Below are 19,659 nucleotides of genomic sequence, written 5' to 3'. Positions count from 1 at the left end.
CGAAGGGTTCGACTCGCTCATTCCAAGCGCCCACACTTATCGGCTGTTAATTGTTAAAGAGCAGTGACAGTTGCCTGTCGTTCTACTGACTAACCCGGCTGGCTCGTCGCGTTTAGCGCTTCGTGCCTTGCTGTGTTAGCAGCAGAGAAACGAGATTATGAAGCAGATCAGGCAGTGTGTCAAGCGTTTTTTGAAGAAGCTAGAAAGTTTTAAAACCGTCCAACTCGTCCCGCTTAAACCAGAACTTTCGTTCTTTCTTACCTACTGAACAATCAACCGTGAGGTTAACTATCTAACTTCACAAACAAGGGTAAATTCTCAAAACCGTTTCAACCTGCAAAACCGCTTAAAAACTTAACGTTGCGTTCTCTGGAGCAGAACCTAGAACTTTAACACAGAATTTTCTGATTTGTCAAGCTCCGGGTTTTACACCCTGTCAGTTTCCTGACCAGTCATTCAAGTTTTGGTGCGGGCCTCTTGGCCAAGGCGGTGAAACTTGTCTAACTGCTCTCTGCGGCGCTTCGGGTAAACCCCGTGTGTGCTGCAGCGAGAAAAGAACTATAGCACGAGGATTTTCCGCTTTGCAAGTTTTTTACCTCAAAATTTCATGTAAAAGAGGCGGTTTACAGTGCTTTTCCACTTAGATCATTGTTATATATGATAAAATTTAAATGTAACCAAATGACACTAAAATGACTATATTTCGTTCATAGCTGGAGAGACACCAGAACTGGCAGGTGAAACGCCCGGATGCCCCATCGCAGAACAGGTCGATTCCAGGCGTATCCTCTCCAGCTCAGCATCGATTCTCCTGTTTCGCGCTGAATTCCCGCCCCAAACGTATTTTCGCAGACAGACAGACAGACAGACAGACAGACAGACAGACAGACAGACAGACAAGATAAGAATGCAGTTGCAATCCTGGGGAAGGCTACACAAATCCCAGGCTACCACCATGGACCGCTAATCTGGAACCTGGTCTACAACACTCTATATATAGAGCGCCGGTCATCCCTCTATATATAGAGGCATACCAAGCACCTACTTTTGACCGCCAAACCCCTCTCTATATAGAGGCACCCCATCCAAGCAGATAGGTAGGCCACCTCTCCCCTATTACAATAGGCGGACAAATAACTCTGTATGCAGACTATGGCCCGCTCATCTTCTCAAGCCCCTGCGGCACAGCTCAGCCTGATTGGTGAGGAACTACTCTCCGGCAATCTCCTGACCGAGAACATCCTGAATCAAATTGCCCGCCTTCCCAGCGACTGGCGTGCCACATTGGATCGCCCGGAGCTGCAAGACATATTGGCAACTCTGGCCAAGTGGTTGGACAAGGAGTGCCAGGATGGCGCCTCTATTTATCCGGCCGCCCCTTTCCGCGCACTGGAGCTGCTGCCATTGCAAAAAGTCAGCGTAGTGATTCTGGGCCAGGATCCTTATCACGGGCCCAATCAGGCACAGGGCCTGTCATTTTCTGTGCCTGACACCTGCCCGGCTCCACCCAGTCTGCGCAATATCTTTAAAGAGTTGGAGCTGGAGTATCCCGACACCGCCTTGCCAAGCAGTCATGATCTGAGCAACTGGGGTCGACAAGGTGTCTTGCTATTGAATACATCGCTGACTGTAGAAGATGGTTTGCCTGCCTCTCACGCCAAGAAAGGCTGGGAGCAGATTACTGACTCCCTGCTGATGAACCTGGCCCAGCAGACTACACGCCCTATTGTTTATATGTTGTGGGGTGCCCACGCCCAAGCCAAAGAAGCACTGATTCAGCAGCACTCCCAGCATCCTTACCTGATTTTGAAAGCCAATCACCCTTCCCCCTTGGCTGCTCGCCGCCCCCCTGTTCCTTTTATTGGTTGCGGTCATTTCCAGCAAGCCAATGAGTGGCTCAAGGAGCAAGGCGTCGCTCCCATACAATGGTTTGCCACCGGCGCTTGACCATCCGTTCCCCTTACCTGATCCAGAACCATGCCTTTAAGCCCTGCCAATCCAGAATTAAGCTCTCAAGAACAACATGCTCTTTGGTCGAACGAACTGCTCGAACAATATGGCTGGCAATTTCAGGGAGAAACGCCATTTGCCGTCCCCTTAAGCAGCCTGCCCTTGCTGGATGAATTGTTCAAGTTTGTGAACGAGACCATCAAGGACTCTTTTGATCGCTCTTTATTCTGCTGGACTGATCTCAAACAAGACAGCAAAGGTCTGACGGCCTGGTATCTGGGCGTCGAAGATTACGACGAAGTGCTGGAGCCTTATATAGAGAGCTTGTCTACCAAGGCCCAGGCCCAGGCCCAGAGTGATACAGTAGAAAGCCCACCGTCCGAATAAAAAGACACCGGCAAGCAATTGATACAGGCAGCCAGGGATACATGCCCCAAAACCGCTAACGACTCTCCGGCTCGCTGGCTGCCCTGGAACCTGTAAAAAAACAGGCAGACGCGGATCAACAACACCGGAAAACCCGGAAGTCATAAAAAAACCCGGCACCAAGGCCGGGTTCTTCAAATAAAAGCCAAGTCTTACAAAGACCTGTTCTCTTATCTTTAAGGTTGCACACCTGCTGCATGCGCCTGCTGGTCTGCGTGATAGGACGAACGCACCATGGCACCAACCGCCGCATGGGTAAAGCCCATTGCATAGGCCTCGCGCTCAAACATCAAGAATTCATCAGGCGTCACGTAGCGCATCACGGGCAAGTGGTGGCCGGATGGCTGCAAATACTGGCCAATGGTCAGCATATCAATATCGTGAGCTCGCATATCGCGCATCACTTCCAGAATCTCTTCGTTGGTCTCACCCAAGCCAACCATCAAACCGGATTTGGTTGGAATGTTTGGATGCAACTTCTTGAACTCTTGCAGCAGTTTCAAGGAGTGGTGGTAATCCGAACCAGGACGCGCCTGCTTGTACAAGCGAGGTACCGTTTCCAGGTTGTGGTTCATCACATCTGGAGGGCAGGCATTCAGGATCCCCAACGCACGATCCAGACGAGCACGGAAGTCCGGCACCAGCACTTCAATAGTCGTAGTTGGCGAATGCTCGCGCACCTGACGGATACATTCCACAAAGTGGGCAGCGCCACCATCACGCAAATCGTCACGGTCTACGGAGGTAATAACCACGTAGGACAACTTCATGGCACCAATGGCCTTGGCCAGGTTGGCAGGTTCATTCTCGTCCAGCGGGTCAGGACGGCCATGGCCCACATCACAGAATGGGCAACGACGTGTGCACTTGTCGCCCATGATCATGAAGGTGGCCGTGCCCTTGCCAAAACACTCCCCGATATTGGGACAGGAAGCTTCTTCGCACACCGAGAACAGCTTGTGCTCGCGCAGAGTTTCCTTGATCTCGTAGAAACGGGAATTCGGTGCAGCCGCCTTCACCCGAATCCAATCAGGCTTTTTCAAACGCTCTGCCTGCACGACCTTAATGGGAATGCGCGAGGTCTTGGCCTCGGCCTTCTGCTTCTGCGTTGCGTCGTATTCGACAACGCGAGGGCGCACAGTAGGTTTGGAATCGACGGACGTATCTGTAGGGGTGGTCATAGGCGTCTAAATAGAAAAACAGCGTGCGGGCAACATCACTAAACGATGGGCGCAGTGGTCAATTGTAGCCCCTTCGCTTTACAAGCGCCTAGAACAAGGGCGATAGTTTGTACCAGACCCCTCTAATATAGAGGTCGACTTAACGATGCAGCAACACCCGAAAATAAAACCTGCACATACTATAAGTACGGAGACTTGCATGTCACAAGAGCACCTCGCCGATCCCGTCCTGCTGGAACAGCATCAGGGACTGGCCCGCATCACCTTGAACCGGCCCGCCAAGTACAACGCGCTGTCTGAAGAAGTGTTGGACTCTTTACAACACATTCTGGACAAGCTGGCCCAGGACCCCAGCTTGCAGTGCGTCATCATTCAGGCGGAAGGCAAGGCCTTTTGTGCCGGGCACGATCTGAAACAGATGCGCTCCAAACCCGAACACAACTATTACCGTGATCTGTTCAGCCGCTGCAGCCGCGTCATGCAAGGTGTGCTGGCCTTGCCCGTGCCGGTGATTGCTCGTGTGCAAGGGCTGGCCACCGCAGCGGGCTGTCAGCTGGTTGCTACCTGCGATATGGCTGTTGCCACCGAGTCCACTCGCTTTGCAGTATCAGGCATTAATGTTGGTCTTTTCTGCTCCACCCCTGCTGTTGCCCTGTCACGCTGCGTGCCACCCAAGGCCGCCATGGAAATGTTGATGACTGGCGAATTCATCAGCGCCCAACGAGCTCAAGAGCTGGGGCTGATCAATTACGCGGTAGCCGAAGACCAGCTGGATCAAACCGTACAGAAACTGGCCGACAGCATCATGGCCAAGAGTCCGGTCGCCGTCCGCGCAGGCAAGGCCATGTTCTACCGCCAGCGCAGCCTGGCTATTGAACAAGCCTACGACTACGCCGGTCAGGTCATGGCTGACAATATGATGAGCAATGATGCCTGCGAAGGTATTGATGCTTTTATCGAGAAACGCGCGCCGCACTGGAGCGGAACCTGAGGCGGCACTTGACGAATAAATAACAATATAAAGATGAGCGCCGCCACATGCGGCGCTTTATCGCTGCACTATTTAAGCTGCCGCTGCCTGTAGGCGCAGAGCCATCGCTTGCGATAGATAATTAGACAAATACTGTGCAACCTCGTCCATGGGAACCACGACGCCTTGCGAACGCATATCTGTTGTTTGCAGCCCTTCATAGCCACAGGGATTGATGCCGCTAAATGGGCTTAGATCCATGCCTAAATTCAAGGCCAGTCCATGGTAAGAGCGGCCATTGCGAATCTTGATCCCCAATGCGGAAATCTTGGCCAACTCCTGGCTTGCCACCCCTTGCGGTACATAGACACCCGGTGCCCCTGGCTTGCAGCAAGCACCTTCGACACCAAAATGCGTCAGACAGGCAATAACAGCCTCTTCCAAAAGGCGTACGTATTCTTTGACGTATAAGCCTACCCTGCGCAGATCAAACAGGCAGTACACCATTAACTGCCCAGGGCCGTGATAGGTAATCTGCCCGCCCCGGTCGGTTTGCACCACGGGGATGCCACCGGGGTTCAGCAGATGTTCCGGCTTGCCGGCTTGCCCTTGAGTGTAGACAGGCGTGTGCTCGACAAGCCAGATTTCATCAGCAGTCTCTGGCCCGCGCTGCTCGGTAAAGTCGCGCATTGCCTGCCAGATGGGTTCATAGGCGCTAGGCCGCTCAAACCACTTGATACGAACTGAGTCGGACATGAACGCCTGATCCCTGCTTTACATCACCACACGCACCAGATGATGCGCATGCAGGGCACGGTAAAGGTTATCCAACTGCTCACGCGAGACAGCGCGCACCGTGAAAGTCAGGCCCGTGTAGTTGCCTGCCTTGCTGGGACGCACCTCAATGGTGGCAGCGTCAAAACCTGGATCGTGTTCCAGCACGATAGCCAGCAATTCGTCTTGCAGGGTTTCGTGAGTCTGTCCCATGACTTTGATAGGAAAGTCACTGGGGTATTCGATCAACGATTCTTCGGGGGAAATGGTCATGCTTGCTCCGCAGCCTTGATGGCCTTGTCATAGCCCTCACGTAATTTGGCAAAGACAGGGCCGGGTCGTCCGTCACCGACGGGCTGACCGTTAAATACAACGATGGGCAGCACCTCTTTGGTGGCTGACGTCATCATAATTTCATCGGCAGTGTCGACCTCTTCACGAGAGATCTGACGCGCCTGAAAAGCTATACCCGCCTGGGCGGCCAGCTCTTCCATCAAACTGTAGCGAATCCCTTCCAGGATCAAATTGTTGCGCATGGGTGCCAGCAAAGTGCCGTCGCGCACAATCCAGATATTGCAGGAGGCCCCTTCGGTCAGAAAACCGTCTCTGAACTGAATGACCTCGTCCACGCCGGCTTCAACCGCCTGCTGCTTGGCCAAAACATTGCCCAGCAGAGAAACGGATTTTATATCGCAACGCAGCCAGCGTTCATCTTCAATAGCCACTGCCTTCAAACCCGTTTCGCGTTCTTGCTGCACACGCTTGAAGGGCGAGACCATGATGAAGATGCTGGGCGGCACATTGCTGGGGAAGGCATGGTCGCGCTTGGCAACACCGCGCGTCACCTGAATGTAGACCATGCAGTCGGCACCTCGGCCTGAACGTGCCAGCATATCCAGCACCAGCTTTTCCCACTCACGTCGAGTGAAAGGATTGGTAATGCCCACTTTTGCCAGACTGCGCTCCAAGCGCCCCAGGTGTCCATCTATACGGAAAGGTTTCCCGTGATAAGCAGGCACGACATCATAAATGCCGTCGCCAAAGATGAAGCCACGATCCAGTACCGAGATCTTCGCTTCGCCCAGGCGCACGAAATCGCCGTTCAAATAAACAATGCTGTCGGGGTCAATGCCTGCAATCATAGGATTTAGCCTCGCACCAAGGAATTACTCAAACATCAAGCGCACTTTGTCGGCCATACGACCGAAAAAGCCTGCCTCGGGCACATCTTGCAGCACCAGCAAAGGCTGTTCTGCCAATACTTTGCCATCCAGGGACAAAGTCAGTGTACCGACCTTGTCACCCTTGCTCAACGGAGCCAGCAAAGGCTGGGTATAGTTGGCAACAGGCTTGATTTCCGAGGACTTGCCACGAGGAACAGTCAACCACAAGGCTCCTTCTGTACCCAGGCCTACATTTTCGACCTCACCTTCCCAAACACGGGCGGTGACAGCAGGATTGCTGGCGTCGTACAGTTTGACCGTTTCAAAGTTCTGGAAGCTCCAGTTCAGAAGCTTCAGGCTGTTTTCTGTACGGGCGGCATCGTTCGCCGTACCCACGACAACCGACACCACACGACGACCATCGCGCAAGGCCGTCGATACCAGGCAGTAACCTGCCGATTGGGTATGGCCGGTTTTCAAACCATCAACTGTATTGTCCAGCCACAGCAGGCGGTTACGGTTGGGCTGCTTGATATTGTTGTAGGTGTACTCTTTTTGGCTGTAGTAGTGCAGATACTGGGGGAAGCGGGCAACCAGTGCCGCGGACAACACGCCCAGATCACGTACCGAGGTCAGATGCTCGGGATCAGGCAAGCCGGTGGAGTTCTTGAAATGCGTAGCCGTCAAACCCAGCTTGGCGGCTTCTTCGTTCATCAAGGCGGCAAAAGCACCTTCGCTACCCGCAACGGCTTCGGCCAAGGCAACAGAGGCATCATTGCCCGATTGCACGATCACACCTTGCAGCAGATCATTCACCGCCACTTGCGAATTAACTTTCACGAACATGCGCGAACCTTCGGTGCGCCATGCCTTGTCCGAAATCACAACGGTCTGATCCAGCTTAAGGCGACCGGATTCCAAAGCATCAAAGACCAGATAGGCCGTCATCAGCTTGGTCAGGGAGGCAGGCTCGACCTGTTCGTTCAGCCCTTCTGCCGCGATGATCTGGCCACTATTAACGTCCATGGACAACCAGGCACGTGCCGTCAGGCTAGGTGCGGGTACAACGGACAAATCACCTGGCAAGGCAGGCGTCTGAGCGCCAAGCACTTGAGCCGATTCTGTCGGGGTAGGGGTTTGAGTCTGTGCCTGAGCCACCATAGGCAGCGCCAGGGCAAGTGCCACCACACAACGAGAGAGGACTGGAGATGCAAATTTTTGAATAGAAGTCATGGAAAAAATCGATTGCTTTGACAGTGGCGGAAAGAACCCATTATGGCAGAGCCATCTGGGCCTGTGAGGGGCAAGGCCCCTGAGTCTGAACAGGAAAACGCAACGATTTGAAAGCAAAACCCGGCTTAGGTTCCAAGCCCGGCCAAATGACGGCTGACCAACTCACGCAGCTGAATCAGCTTGCCATGAAAAAAGTGGCCGGCCTCGGGCAGCACAACCATGGGCAACTGATGCTCACGCGCAAAGTCCATGCCTTCCGACAAGGGAACGACATCGTCGGTTTCACCGTGCACTAGCAAGGTATCGGCAGGAGGGCTGACATCCCGGAAGCGGAAACGATTGACCGCAGTACCAGTCAGGATGAAGGCGCCGGGCAAAGGTGCCTGGGCTTCCTGCAGGCTGGCATACACTTGAGCAGCGACTGCAGTGCCAAATGAAAACCCGGCCAACATGGATGGGCCGGAACTCCACTGCGGGAAATGTGATGGGAATTGCTCAATCAAAGCCAGCATATCGGCAGTTTCGCCGCGGCTGCTATCGAACTCCCCGGCAGACTTTCCGACACCACGGAAATCCGGGCGTACTGCCAGCAAACCATGTTGAGTGGCACTGCGCGACAAGGTTGTCACCACTTTGTTGTTACGTGCCCCACCATGCAAAGGGTGAGGATGCAGCAACAAGGCCCAACCCTTGGGCTCGCCCGCTGGCCAGTCCAGAGCACAGTCAATAACACCGGCCTGGCCGGAAAATTGGATTGTATCTACGCGTTCAGACATGCTCAGATCAAATATCACATAAGATTACGTTTAACTCATCCAGTGTACCGGATTGTCATGAATACCTCTTCTGCATTCACCCTACCCAGCCCGCGCGATATAGTGGCAGAGCTGCGTACGCGCTTGCCACATTTTCCCCAGATACGCTGGGTAGACTCGACCGAATCGACCAACGCCGATTTGCTTGCCCTGGCTCGTCAGGAATCCGGGCCGCGTGTGCGTCCCTGGTTGCTGGGCGCACATCTGCAAAGTCGTGGTCGTGGGCGTGCCGGACGCACATGGGAGAACAGCGTCGGTGCAAACCTGATGTTTTCCTGTGCCTTTGATATTTTTCTGCCTGCGCGGCAGCTGCCTACTCTTTCGCCGCTGTCCGGTCTGGCAACAACGGAAGCGCTGCGCCAGTTTCTGGAACCGGCAGTGCGTAATCGTCTGGCCATGAAATGGCCGAATGACGTGCTATGGGATCAGGCCAAGCTGTCCGGCATTCTGGTTGAGGCGACCCGCGCCAGTGCAGCGCCCAGCTCCAGTGACCATCATGTGGTGATTATCGGCATAGGCCTGAACCTGCGTGAAGCAGAGACCATCAGCCAGAACACGCAACGCGCCATTGCAGACTGGACCAGCATTGCTGAACACTCCCAGCAAGCGTCTCTGGCACGCTGTTCGGACCTTGTGGCCAAAGTCGCGCAAAGCCTGTACCTGAGCCTGAATCATGTCACAGCCCACGGTTTTGCTGATCTGCCTACACGCTACGCGCAAGTTGACGCGCTAATTGGCCAGCAAGTCCATATCATTGACAATGGCCAAGTCCTGCATACAGGCATCGTGACGGGCATCAATACCTCGGGGCAATTATTATTGCGCCACCCCGATGGTTCCGAACGTGCGGTCACAGTGGGCGAAGTTTCCGTTCGCGCTCACCGCTGATCGCTATACTGCACTCTTTTTAGCTCTGACGATCCGGCATGACCCTGCTCATCGACTCTGGCAATACCCGTATCAAATTAGGGTGGTGTCATCCTTTAAGCGGCGCGCGTGAAAGCCAGCCGGTTAGCGTGCATGCCGACCAATTGGATCAATTGGCGGTTTGGCTGGAGGCAGGCCAGGCCCCGCTGCAAGAATTCGCCCATCAAAAAGGTGTGCAAGCACTAGGGGTGAATGTGGCCGGGCCACAGGTTCAAGCGCAAATTGATGCGGCCGTCAGCCGTCTGGGCTTGGGACCGGTACGCTGGTTGCAGGCCCAAGAGCAGGCTTTTGGGCTGCACAACGATTATGAACAGGCTGGCCAATTGGGTGCCGACCGCTGGGCCTCCTTATTAGGCTTAAGCGATTTGCTAACCCAGGAATACCCGGTCGACCAAGGCGCCTTGCTGATCAGCTTTGGTACTGCTACCACGATTGACTTGCTGGGACCTGCACAAAATGGAGTGCGTCACTTTTTAGGTGGCTCCATTCTGCCCGGTCCCAGCTTGATGCTGGCTTCACTCAAGCAAAATACGGCGCAGCTTCCTGAGGCGCATGGGCAAACTGCGGCGTTCCCACGCAATACTCAAGAAGCTATCAGTACCGGGGTGGCTGCCGCACAGGCCGGAGCCGTGTTGCGACAATGGGAGAAAGGCCGTCAGCATCTGGGACACAGCCCATTGGTCTTTCTGGCGGGCGGTGGCCGCGCACTGGCCCAGCAAGAACTGTTAGAACAATTAAGTCATCATTGCCGTTTGCTCAATATAGAGCCCCCCCATCTACACGAGCTGGAAACTCCTGCCTTGCGAGGTCTGTCGCTGTTTGCGGCGCACCCGTAAGTCGATTCGAGCTTATAACCGTCCCTCTGCCCCCTCTTGCCTGTGAACTGCCGGTGACCCATAGATACGATTGGCATTAAAACGGATGAACTTAAACTCCCCTACCCGTACAATCTTGGGTTGAACTGTATTTTTCAGGGCATTTGCGATGCGACTGCTTTTCATACTGATCCTGGTGGCAAACCTGGCCTTGCTGGCTTTTGGACAAGGCTTTTTTGGCACGCCCCCCAGCGAACAAGGCCGTGAGCCTAGACAGTTTTCGCAGCGTAACCAAGATGCCATTCAACTTGGAACCCCGGCCCATCCAACGCCCGCTTCCCCTTGATCCTCGATTGACGACACTATGAAACCCATACGCAAAGCAGTTTTCCCCGTCGCCGGTCTAGGCACACGTTTTCTGCCCGCCACCAAGGCCATGCCCAAGGAAATGTTGCCAATTGTCGACAAACCACTGATTCAGTACGCTGTCGAAGAGGCTGTCGCCGCTGGAGTCACAGAACTGATCTTTATCACCGGCCGCAACAAGCGAGCCATTGAAGATCACTTTGACAGCATCCCGGAACTGGAACACGAACTGGAAGGCAAGAACAAGCTGGAATTGCTGGATGCCGTTCAAAACATCATTCCCAGCCATGTCAGCTGTATTTACACCCGCCAGCCACGCGCGCTGGGTCTGGGCCATGCCGTGCTGTGCGCTGCCCCCATCGTGGGCAACGAGCCCTTCCTGGTCCTGCTGGCGGACGACCTGATCGACGCCACCACACCTGTATCGCGGCAACTGGTTGAGGCTGCGCATCAATACAACGGAAGTATTGTGGCAACTCAAAATGTAAATAGAAATGAAACAAATAAATATGGAATTGTTTCGGGTAATTTAGTCGACTCAAAAGCAACTCGACTTAATGGAATTGTTGAAAAGCCCGCACCCGAAGTAGCCCCTTCTACACAAGCCGTTGTAGGCCGTTATGTATTGGAACCGGAAATATTTGACCACCTGCGACGCACTCAAGCAGGGGTAGGTGGAGAGATTCAATTAACGGATGGAATTGCCAGTCTTTTGGAAAGTCGTGCGGTATATGCATATGAATATGAAGGCACACGTTACGACTGTGGTAGCAAGTCCGGTTTCTTTCATGCTACGCTTGAATTTGGTCGTAAATACCACGGACTTTAACGAGGGGCGCAGAGGGGTCCGTTACGATAACAAGCTTGGTTGCAATTGTTGATCAAACACTGCCTTAAAACCACGCAGAGGGTCGATTTAGCTTGACTTACAGGTTAAATACCCCCTACGATTGGCGGTGCAGGATTTCAAGTTCGTCGAAGTTTGTTCAATACGGTATTGTTTCTAATACTCATTGCCCTGATTTTTACATCTTGACAATCTTTTTTGAGCAGATTGCTCGTCATTTTTAGGGAATGCAGGAAATGCAAACAGAAACCGGTATCGTGAAATGGTTCAATAACGAAAAAGGCTACGGCTTTATCTCCCCCGACAACGGTGGCAAAGATCTTTTCGTTCACCATTCCGACATCTTGGGCACGGGCTTTAAATCCTTGGAAGAAAACCAGCGCGTTTCGTACGTGTCGGCTGAAGGCCAAAAGGGTCCACAAGCTAAGAGCATCCAAAAACTGTAAATCGATCTCGATTAGTTTTTAGATCTCAAAAAAGCCCGCTAAATGCGGGCTTTTTTATTTAACTTGATTCAAATCAAGACGAGCTGTCCTCAAATCGCCACAAATTCCAAAACACGTAAAACTAAATACTTATTAGCTAATAAACAGCCACGTATTTAATCGCGGATTTGTGCCAATCCAGAAAGTACACGCTGCACTGCGCCTTCGTGCATTTGAACCCAATGCAAACCCGCATCAGCCATTTTGTGATGGCGTGCTGGATCATCTACTAGCTCCAGTGCCTGCTGCAACGCCAAGGCTGGCGTACCCGCACGTATCGCAGCGCCGGCCTGCATGGCATCTTGCATGGCTTGGGCAAAATTATGAGTATGCGGGCCCACAATCACAGGGACACCCACTGCGCAGGCCTCGATAAAGTTCTGCCCGCCCAAGGGCTGGAAGCTGCCCGCCACAATGGCGACTCGTGCCAGGCCGTAATACCAGTGCATTTCACCTAGGGTGTCGCCCAGCAGCACATCCACTTCACGACAAGCCTTGAGAGCACTGGTGCTGGTATCGCCCTGCTCCAGCAACTCGCTACGCCGCACGGAACGCAAACCTAGCTGATTCAGATAATCTGCCGCTTCTTCAAACCGCTCCGGGTGACGTGGAATCACAACAAACAGGACTGGGCTATGCAGCTCGCTACCATGCTCTCGTTCACGGCGCAGGTAATGGGCAATGGCATCAATGAAATCGACATGCTCAGTCTCGCGCGTACTGGCGATCACCACCACACGCCGTCCCAGGTCACTGGCAAAGCCACGGCCACGTGCAATCTTGTCCTGTGGCAAAACCACATCAAACTTCAGATTCCCTGACACGCGCACGCCTTGTGCGCCCGCCAACTCCAGCCGCTGTGCATCAGCCAGGCTTTGTGCATAGATCAACTTGAAGGAGCGGTAGGCCTCTCGCATGACCGAACCTGCTTTCAGGCTGGTACGCAATGCACTTTCCGAGAACCGGGCACTGGCCAACATCATGGGAACACCTTGCCGGCGTGCCGCAGCCAATAGATTGGGCCACACCTCGCGTTCAATCAGCACCCCGGCACATGGCCGGTAATGGGCGAAAAAACGTCGTACCGAGCCCGGAAAGTCGTAAGGTAGCCATTGTTGCAGCAATTGCCCGCTGGCAATCTCAGCCGCAAACGCAGTCGCACCTTCTGTACGGCCCGTAACTGTCATATGGGTTAACAGGACCGTCTCACCCTGATCCAGCAAAGCACGAATCAAAGGCTGCGCCGCACGCGTTTCACCCAAGCTGACCGCATGCACCCACACCGGGGCTTTCTTGGGCGCAGGCAGCGAACCATAAAAACCAAAGCGGGGACCCGATAACACCTGCCATTCGCCACCAGCTCGACGGGCACGCAAGCCCATCCAGGCCATCAAAGCTGGAGCCAATATGCGAATAGAGGCGGTATAGAAGAATCGGTTCACCCGCTTAGCCTCAGTACGAAATCAGCAGCAGCCAAGCCACGCTCGGCGCTACCAGGAAGACGAATAGAAAATAATGTCAGGCAGACAAAGGGCCTGCGCCCAGGCGGGGCTGCAGGCCCCTTAGCATCGCGTATTGTAAGCACAAAGCCAGCTGACAAAAAAACGAATTGGCGATCAGACCCGAACTAGCCTTTTGGCGCGTCCAACAAGGCCGCCTCCGGCACGCCTGTCCGCCCCAGCGCCTGATCGATGGCACAGAGCACCGTTTCCGCTGAAGGAGGATGCCCACGCTCGCCCAGGCTGGCGGTGTAGGCGGAACCTTCCAGGGGGGTACGCACTGGGGTCGAGGCCTTATAGATACCAATAGTAGGACGGCCCAAACCGGCTGACAAATGCGTCAGACCACTGTCCAGACCCACCATGACTTGCGCTCCAGCCAATTGCAAAGCGATAGGCGTCAAATCCATTCGTGGCATCACCTGAGCCTGGCTGCGACCAATAATCAGCGCCTCGGCACGAGCGGACTCGGCAGGGCTGCCCGCCAACAAGCGCAATGCCATCCCTTCCCCTTGCAGGCGATCAAAGACCTGTTGCCAGTTCTCCGGCTCCCAGAGCTTATCGTCGCGGCTGGCCGACGGCATGATGATGGCGTAAGGATCCTCGTCCTTGGGGGCTTGCGCGGCCAAACCCTGCAAACCAAAATCAGGTGCGCCTTCAAACTGATAGCCAAAGGCAGACGCGGCCAAGCTGCGCTGACGGAACACAGCAGGCTGCCAGAAACCGACGCGATGACGCACATCGTAGAACAGCGAGGCCAGCGGTTCACGCGCCGACTTCCAATCCAGCCCATGACGACGGCCTTTAGTCTGCCGTACCAGCCAGATGGATTTCATCAGCGCCTGCATATCCAGCACAACATCGTATTGGCGTGATTGCAGTTGTTCGCGCAAGGCGGCGCGTTCCTGGCGTGTCTGGGCAGACCACCACTGTTTGCGCCAGCGCCGATGCGCCACCGGGATCACTTCATTTACTGCCGGATGCCAGCCCGGAATCTGAGCAAAGCTCTCTTCTACGAGCCAATCAATTTGTGCACCGGGCACATGGCGTGCAATGTCCGAGATTGCTGGCAGCATATGCACCAGATCTCCCAAAGAGGACGTACGCACAATCAGTATCTTGCAAGTCATGGGCGAATTATAGTGGTGGCCGCGTCCAATCAAACAAAGATGCAGAAAAATATCCGCCTGCTCTACTTATGCCCGCCAATTGCCATCAGGCATAATAAGACTGCCTATTTTCTGGACCGGAAACATGATTGATCTCAAACAGATCGAAGCCTTTGTATGGGTTGCCGAGCTTGGCGGTTTCCGGGCAGCTGCCGAAAAACTCAACACGACCCAACCGTCTATTTCTCAGCGTATCGCCGGACTGGAATCCAGTCTGGAGCTGCGCTTGTTTGATCGGGGTGCCCGGGGCATCAAGCTGACCGATAAAGGCCAGGAGTTGTTGTCGCACGCACAGCGCATGCTGGATCTGCGTACCGAGATGCTGCGCGCCGCCAAAGAGCAGAACGCCATCCGCGGCCTGCTGCGTCTGGGGGTGGCTGAAACCATTGTGCAGACCTGGCTGCATGAGCTGATCGACAAGCTGCATCAGGAATACCCGGCTTTGGTCATCGAGATTCATGTCGACACCACCAGCGTGCTGCGCCAGCAACTGGCCAGCTTCCAGATTGATATGGCCATGATTGTGGGCGTAGGCCAGGATCCCAAAGAACAATGCATTCGACTGTGCGCTTATCAGTTAGGCTGGGTCGCCAGTCCCGAATTGAAGTTGCATGGCCGCAAAGTCAGCGTTTCCGAGCTAGGGGTTTACCCTGTAATCACCTATCCATCCGGTAGCGTTCCCTACCTCGCCACACGCGAAGCTTTGCTGCGTGCCGGCGTCAAATCCCCACGTATTTTTGGCAGTGCATCGCTAAGCACAATCGTGCAAATGACGCGTCATGCCATGGGCCCCAGCGTGCTGGCTCCCGAGGTCATAAAAGACGAGCTTTCCGAGGGAAAACTGCGCCTTTTGAAGGTGGATCAACCCCTGCCGGCCATCGAATTTTTTGCCTGCTGGATGGATTCTCCGGACAGTCATATTGCCCGCGTCGTGGCCAATCACGCCCAAGAAATCGCCCAACAATACGTGCAGTCCGATAAGTAATCGTTATGGCCTAGGATTCAAACATACGATTGGACACAAATTATCTGATCGGTTGCAATCCGAGGCTGTGATCAACCCCCTTTGTGCGAGTGGTCATCATGAACCTGCAAACCCTGCCTGTGCTGGCGCCCGAGGCTGAAAAATGCCGCGAGCTGATCCGTCAAGAAACTCATACTGGTCCTACCGCAGGACTGGCCGCAGGCTATGTGCAGGCCAACCTGATGATTCTGCCCAAAGACTGGGCCGATGAGTTCCTGCTGTTTTGTCAGCGCAACCCCAAACCCTGCCCTTTATTAGCCGTGACGGAACCCGGTCAGTTTCAGGTGCCAACCTTGGGTGGCTCGATTGATCTGCGCACGGATTTCCCTCGTTACCGTGTCTGGCAGAACGGCGAGCTCAGCGCCGAGCCACTGAACATCGAAGATGTCTGGCGCGATGATCTGGTGTCCTTTCTGATTGGCTGCTCCTTCTCCTTTGAAGAAGCGCTGCTGGCCGACGGCATTGATGTACGCCATATCAGTGCGGGCGTGAATGTGCCCATGTATCGCAGCTCTATCCAGACCCAGGGCACACAGCGCCTGTCTGGCCCGCTGGTGGTATCGATGCGCCCCATGCGTGCGGCCGATGCCATTCGCGCCATTCAGATCACCTCGCGCTTTCCGTCCGTGCACGGTGCCCCGGTTCATATTGGCAATCCGTCCCTGATTGGAATAAGCGACCTGCAACAACCCGACTATGGCGATGCTGTGCCAGTCGGCTCCGACGAATTACCCGTTTTCTGGGCTTGCGGCGTTACCCCTCAAGCCGTCGCCGCCCAGGCCAAGCCGCAGTTTTGTATCACGCATGCCCCTGGCCATATGTTGATTACCGATCTGCCCAACACACGGCTGGCCGCGCTTTAAGCAAGTTTTGACCGACACAAAACCGGTCACCCCTTTGGTTTCAATATGCAGCCCCTTCAAACAGGGAGCGCACTCTATCAACCATACAGCTGGACCGCTATTAGGAGCACCTTATGAAAAAAATCGTACTGACCTCCCTGGCTTTGGGCTCGCTGGCCCTGGGCTCTGCTGCCATGGCCCAGGAACTGCCCAAGACTTCTTTGAAAGTTGTCGGTGGCTTGAGCAACCTGACCGCCTACCAGAACACCGAGCAGCCCTTCTGGACCAAGAAAGTACCTGAGCTGTCCGGCGGCCAGATCACGGCCGATATCAAGGGCTTTAACGACATGGGCCTGAAAGGTCCTGAAATCATGCGCTTGATCAGCCAAGGTGTGATTCCTTTCGGTACCGCCACCCTGGCTTACTTTGCCAGCGACAACTCCATTAACGAAGCGATCGACCTGGCTGGTCTGGCTCCCGATATTGAAGTGGCCAAGAAGCTGACCGACGCGTTCACTCCCGCCTACGAACAGTTCTACGCCAAGAGCAACGTCAAGGTTCTGGGCTTTTCCACCTACCCTGCCCAAGTTCTGTTTTGCAATGGCAACTTCAATGGCCTGAGCGACCTGAAAGGCAAGAAGGTGCGTACCAGCAGCCGTACTCAGGCTGAATTCGTTCAGGCTCTGGGCGGCAACAGCGTGACCATCCCATTCGGTGAAGTGGTTCCCGCACTGCAAAACGGCGTGGTCGATTGCGCCATTACCGGCTCCATGTCCGGTTACTCGGCCAAATGGTACGAAGTCAGCTCCAAGCTGTACGAAATGCCAATCAACTGGAACCAGCAGATTCACGCTGCCAACCTGGGCACCTGGAACAAGCTGGACCCCAAAGTTCAAGAGTTCCTGGCCAGCAACATCAAGGCCATGACCGAAGAAATCTGGGTTGCCGCTGCCAAGGAAACACAGGAAGGCTATGACTGCAACACGGGCGCCGACGCTTGCACGCAGCCCGTCAAAGGCAAGATGACTCTGGTCAAGCCTACCGACGCTGACCGTGAACTGCTCAAGAAAGTCATGAGCGAGACCGTGGTTCCCAAGTGGGCCGAGCGTAGCGCCGCCGACACCGTGGCTGCATTCAACACCAGCCTGAGCCCGATCCTGGGCTTCGAAGCCAAGAAGTAAATCTGTACGTCCTGCCTGCCACCAGACTCACGGTGGCAGGCTGCCTGTACCCCAGGCCCCTCCCTCCTAGACCCTGTACGGGGTAGACATCATGGAAAATACCGAAAAATTCGCCATGCTGAACCGTTTGCTGTCCGCCGCCACATCCCTGTCGCGCGTCGCCATCTGGTTCGCAGGCAGCCTGACATTGATCAGCGCCCTCTACATCACCGCGGACGTCCTGTTCCGCAAATTCAGTGGCAGCTCTCTGGGCGGCTCGGATGAACTGTCCGGCTATGCCTTTGCCATCAGCATTTCCTGGGCACTGTCCTTTGCCACCCTGCAACGGGCCAATATCCGTATCGACGCCATCTATCAGCACCTGCCTGTTCGTCTGGCTGCCCTGCTGGACTGGATTGCTCTGGTGGCCCTGTCTGTTTTCATTGTCTACCTGACCTTGTACGCCACCGACGTGGCCGGCCTGTCCTGGACCAACCAGTCCACCGCCAACACCGCCATGGGCACTCCCTTGTGGATTCCCCAGTTCCTGTGGGTGGGCGGCCTGATCTGGTTGTGCGTCGTTCTGGCCTTGATGCTGCTGCGCTCCAGCCTGGCCCTGATTACAGGTGACCTGGCCGGTATCCAATCCCTGTGCGGTATCCGCAGCACCCAGGAAGAAGCCTCTGAAGAAGCCGAGGCTGGCAAACGCATGGTGCAAGGAGACGCCAAATGATTACAACCGCACTGACTCTCTTGCTCGTTCTGATCGGACTGAGCATTCCCGTGGGCGCTGCCCTGGGTGTTTTGGGCCTGATTCTGGACCCGCTGTACTCCATGCTGCCCCTGACCGGCGCATTGGGTGAAATTTCCTGGGGCACCAGCAACGAGTTCCTGCTGGTGGCCATTCCCCTGTTCATCATGCTGGGCGAGATCCTGCTGCGCTCGGGCATGGCTGAACGCATGTACAACGCCATGAGCCTGTGGCTGTCCTGGCTGCCCGGCGGCCTGATGCACGCCAACATTGGTGCCAGCGCCCTGTTTGCCGCCACCTCCGGTTCCAGCGTGGCCACTGCTGCCACCGTGGGCACCGTGGCCCTGCCGCAAATCAAGAAACAAGGCTATAACGAGCCTCTGTTCCTGGGTAGTCTGGCCGCTGGCGGTACCTTGGGCATTCTGATTCCGCCTTCGATCAACCTGGTGATCTACGGCGTACTGACCAATACTTCGGTGCCCAAGCTGTACCTGGCCGGCATCATCCCCGGTTTGGGCATGGCCTTGCTGTTCATGTTGGCAATTGCTGCTGCATGTATGGTCAAACCCAAATGGGGCGGTGCGAAGATCAAGGCCTCCTGGGGCCAGCGTTTTGCCAGCCTGGTGCACCTGGTTCCACCACTGGGCATTTTCCTGCTGGTCGTGGGCTCGATTTACGCCGGTGTTGCCACCCCAACCGAGGCTGCTGCCCTGGGTGTGGTCGGTGCTCTGATTCTGGCTGCCTTCTCGGGCCGTATGAGCTGGAACATGATCAAGGAAGTGCTGGAAGGCACCATGAAAGCCACCGCCATGATCATGCTGATCGTGATCGGTTCGGCCTTCCTGAACTTTGTCATGTCCGCCACTGGCCTGACCAATGCGCTGACCGACGCCATCACGGGCCTGGGTGTCTCGCCCATGGTCATGTTGATGATCATCGTGGTGTTCTACCTGGTGCTGGGCTGCTTCATGGAAACCCTGTCCATGATGATCACCACCATCCCTATCGTGGCTCCCATCATGATCGCCCTGGGCTTTGATCCGGTGTGGCTGGGTATTGCCATCATCATTCTGGTGGAAGTGGCGCTGATCACTCCGCCGGTTGGTCTGAACCTGTTTGTGGTCCAGAGCCTGCGCAAGAGCGGCAGCATGAATGACGTCATGATGGGCAGCCTGCCCTTTGTGATCATGCTGCTGGCCATGGTGGGCCTGCTGGCTATCTTCCCGGATCTGGCTTTGTGGCTGCCACGCCTGTTCGGTTAA

20 protein-coding genes are annotated in these 19,659 nt (G+C 55.0%); 12 read left to right on the top strand and 8 right to left on the bottom strand.

The window, feature by feature from the left end; genetic code table 11:
- The first annotated feature begins 1,152 nt into the window (after positions 1-1,152).
- Both ACU6HM_RS15470 and ACU6HM_RS15465 read left to right on the top strand, forming a co-directional pair.
- The gene (locus ACU6HM_RS15470; protein ID WP_250756487.1) at positions 1,153-1,947 is read left to right on the top strand and encodes a uracil-DNA glycosylase; all 795 of its coding nucleotides are present in this window, start codon (positions 1,153-1,155) and stop codon (positions 1,945-1,947) included.
- A gap of 30 nt (positions 1,948-1,977) precedes the next feature.
- On the top strand, positions 1,978-2,337 hold the full coding sequence (locus tag ACU6HM_RS15465) for a hypothetical protein (protein WP_336974039.1): 360 nt from the start codon (positions 1,978-1,980) through the stop codon (positions 2,335-2,337).
- Positions 2,338-2,552: 215 nt separating this feature from the next.
- Here ACU6HM_RS15465 and lipA read toward each other — a convergent pair whose 3' ends face one another.
- Positions 2,553-3,557: a lipoyl synthase gene (gene lipA / locus ACU6HM_RS15460; RefSeq protein WP_021447088.1), complete on the bottom strand. Its 1,005-nt coding sequence runs from the start codon at positions 3,555-3,557 to the stop codon at positions 2,553-2,555.
- Between the two features lie 199 nt (positions 3,558-3,756).
- On the opposite strand from lipA, the gene ACU6HM_RS15455 reads away from it, so the two are divergent.
- Entirely contained in the window at positions 3,757-4,548 is a 792-nt protein-coding gene (locus tag ACU6HM_RS15455) for an enoyl-CoA hydratase (protein WP_446764023.1), read from the top strand.
- Between the two features lie 72 nt (positions 4,549-4,620).
- On the opposite strand, the gene lipB is transcribed toward ACU6HM_RS15455, so the two are convergent.
- From lipB to ACU6HM_RS15430, 5 genes are all read right to left on the bottom strand, one after another.
- On the bottom strand, positions 4,621-5,283 hold the full coding sequence (gene lipB, locus ACU6HM_RS15450; protein WP_446764022.1) for a lipoyl(octanoyl) transferase LipB: 663 nt from the start codon (positions 5,281-5,283) through the stop codon (positions 4,621-4,623).
- 18 nt (positions 5,284-5,301) lie between these two features.
- Positions 5,302-5,574 (bottom strand): DUF493 family protein, encoded by a 273-nt coding sequence (locus ACU6HM_RS15445; RefSeq protein WP_009460108.1) that lies wholly within the window; start codon positions 5,572-5,574, stop codon positions 5,302-5,304.
- Positions 5,571-6,443 (bottom strand): D-amino acid aminotransferase, encoded by an 873-nt coding sequence (locus tag ACU6HM_RS15440; protein WP_009460109.1) that lies wholly within the window; start codon positions 6,441-6,443, stop codon positions 5,571-5,573. Before ACU6HM_RS15440 ends, ACU6HM_RS15445 begins: the two co-directional genes overlap by 4 nt.
- A 24-nt stretch (positions 6,444-6,467) precedes the next feature.
- Positions 6,468-7,697 (bottom strand): D-alanyl-D-alanine carboxypeptidase family protein, encoded by a 1,230-nt coding sequence (locus tag ACU6HM_RS15435; RefSeq protein WP_035268521.1) that lies wholly within the window; start codon positions 7,695-7,697, stop codon positions 6,468-6,470.
- 125 nt (positions 7,698-7,822) lie between these two features.
- Positions 7,823-8,473 (bottom strand): alpha/beta hydrolase, encoded by a 651-nt coding sequence (locus ACU6HM_RS15430; RefSeq protein ID WP_021447090.1) that lies wholly within the window; start codon positions 8,471-8,473, stop codon positions 7,823-7,825.
- 57 nt (positions 8,474-8,530) lie between these two features.
- Here ACU6HM_RS15430 and ACU6HM_RS15425 point away from each other — a divergent pair, with 57 nt between their 5' ends.
- The 4 genes from ACU6HM_RS15425 (at position 8,531) to ACU6HM_RS15410 (ending at position 11,913) form a co-directional block, all read left to right on the top strand.
- Positions 8,531-9,400, top strand: coding sequence for a biotin--[acetyl-CoA-carboxylase] ligase (locus tag ACU6HM_RS15425; RefSeq protein ID WP_446764021.1), 870 nt, complete (start codon positions 8,531-8,533; stop codon positions 9,398-9,400).
- Positions 9,401-9,438: 38 nt separating this feature from the next.
- Entirely contained in the window at positions 9,439-10,275 is an 837-nt protein-coding gene (locus ACU6HM_RS15420; protein ID WP_446764020.1) for a type III pantothenate kinase, read from the top strand.
- 343 nt (positions 10,276-10,618) lie between these two features.
- A complete protein-coding gene (galU, locus tag ACU6HM_RS15415) occupies positions 10,619-11,449 on the top strand; it encodes a UTP--glucose-1-phosphate uridylyltransferase GalU (protein ID WP_026483778.1) in 831 nt (276 codons plus the stop codon).
- A gap of 254 nt (positions 11,450-11,703) precedes the next feature.
- Positions 11,704-11,913 carry a cold-shock protein gene (locus tag ACU6HM_RS15410; protein WP_026483779.1) on the top strand — a complete coding sequence of 70 codons (210 nt, stop codon included), beginning with the start codon at positions 11,704-11,706 and terminating at the stop codon, positions 11,911-11,913.
- Positions 11,914-12,068: 155 nt separating this feature from the next.
- Here ACU6HM_RS15410 and ACU6HM_RS15405 read toward each other — a convergent pair whose 3' ends face one another.
- Both ACU6HM_RS15405 and waaC read right to left on the bottom strand, forming a co-directional pair.
- The gene (locus ACU6HM_RS15405) at positions 12,069-13,394 is read right to left on the bottom strand and encodes a 3-deoxy-D-manno-octulosonic acid transferase (RefSeq protein ID WP_446764019.1); all 1,326 of its coding nucleotides are present in this window, start codon (positions 13,392-13,394) and stop codon (positions 12,069-12,071) included.
- Positions 13,395-13,579: 185 nt separating this feature from the next.
- Positions 13,580-14,581 carry a lipopolysaccharide heptosyltransferase I gene (waaC, locus tag ACU6HM_RS15400; protein ID WP_336974022.1) on the bottom strand — a complete coding sequence of 334 codons (1,002 nt, stop codon included), beginning with the start codon at positions 14,579-14,581 and terminating at the stop codon, positions 13,580-13,582.
- Between the two features lie 124 nt (positions 14,582-14,705).
- Here waaC and ACU6HM_RS15395 point away from each other — a divergent pair, with 124 nt between their 5' ends.
- From ACU6HM_RS15395 to ACU6HM_RS15375, 5 genes are all read left to right on the top strand, one after another.
- Positions 14,706-15,605, top strand: coding sequence for a LysR family transcriptional regulator (locus tag ACU6HM_RS15395; RefSeq protein WP_009460118.1), 900 nt, complete (start codon positions 14,706-14,708; stop codon positions 15,603-15,605).
- Positions 15,606-15,703: 98 nt separating this feature from the next.
- A complete protein-coding gene (locus ACU6HM_RS15390) occupies positions 15,704-16,507 on the top strand; it encodes a putative hydro-lyase (RefSeq protein ID WP_250756480.1) in 804 nt (267 codons plus the stop codon).
- A gap of 113 nt (positions 16,508-16,620) precedes the next feature.
- Positions 16,621-17,667 carry a TRAP transporter substrate-binding protein gene (locus tag ACU6HM_RS15385; protein WP_009460120.1) on the top strand — a complete coding sequence of 349 codons (1,047 nt, stop codon included), beginning with the start codon at positions 16,621-16,623 and terminating at the stop codon, positions 17,665-17,667.
- Positions 17,668-17,758: 91 nt separating this feature from the next.
- Positions 17,759-18,379: a TRAP transporter small permease subunit gene (locus tag ACU6HM_RS15380; RefSeq protein WP_009460121.1), complete on the top strand. Its 621-nt coding sequence runs from the start codon at positions 17,759-17,761 to the stop codon at positions 18,377-18,379.
- Entirely contained in the window at positions 18,376-19,659 is a 1,284-nt protein-coding gene (locus tag ACU6HM_RS15375; protein ID WP_009460122.1) for a TRAP transporter large permease, read from the top strand. Before ACU6HM_RS15380 ends, ACU6HM_RS15375 begins: the two co-directional genes overlap by 4 nt.

It is taken from the genome of Alcaligenes sp. RM2 (assembly GCF_052931795.1).
Note: the sequence above shows the minus strand (reverse complement) of the source record. Positions and strands in the feature narration are given on the sequence as shown.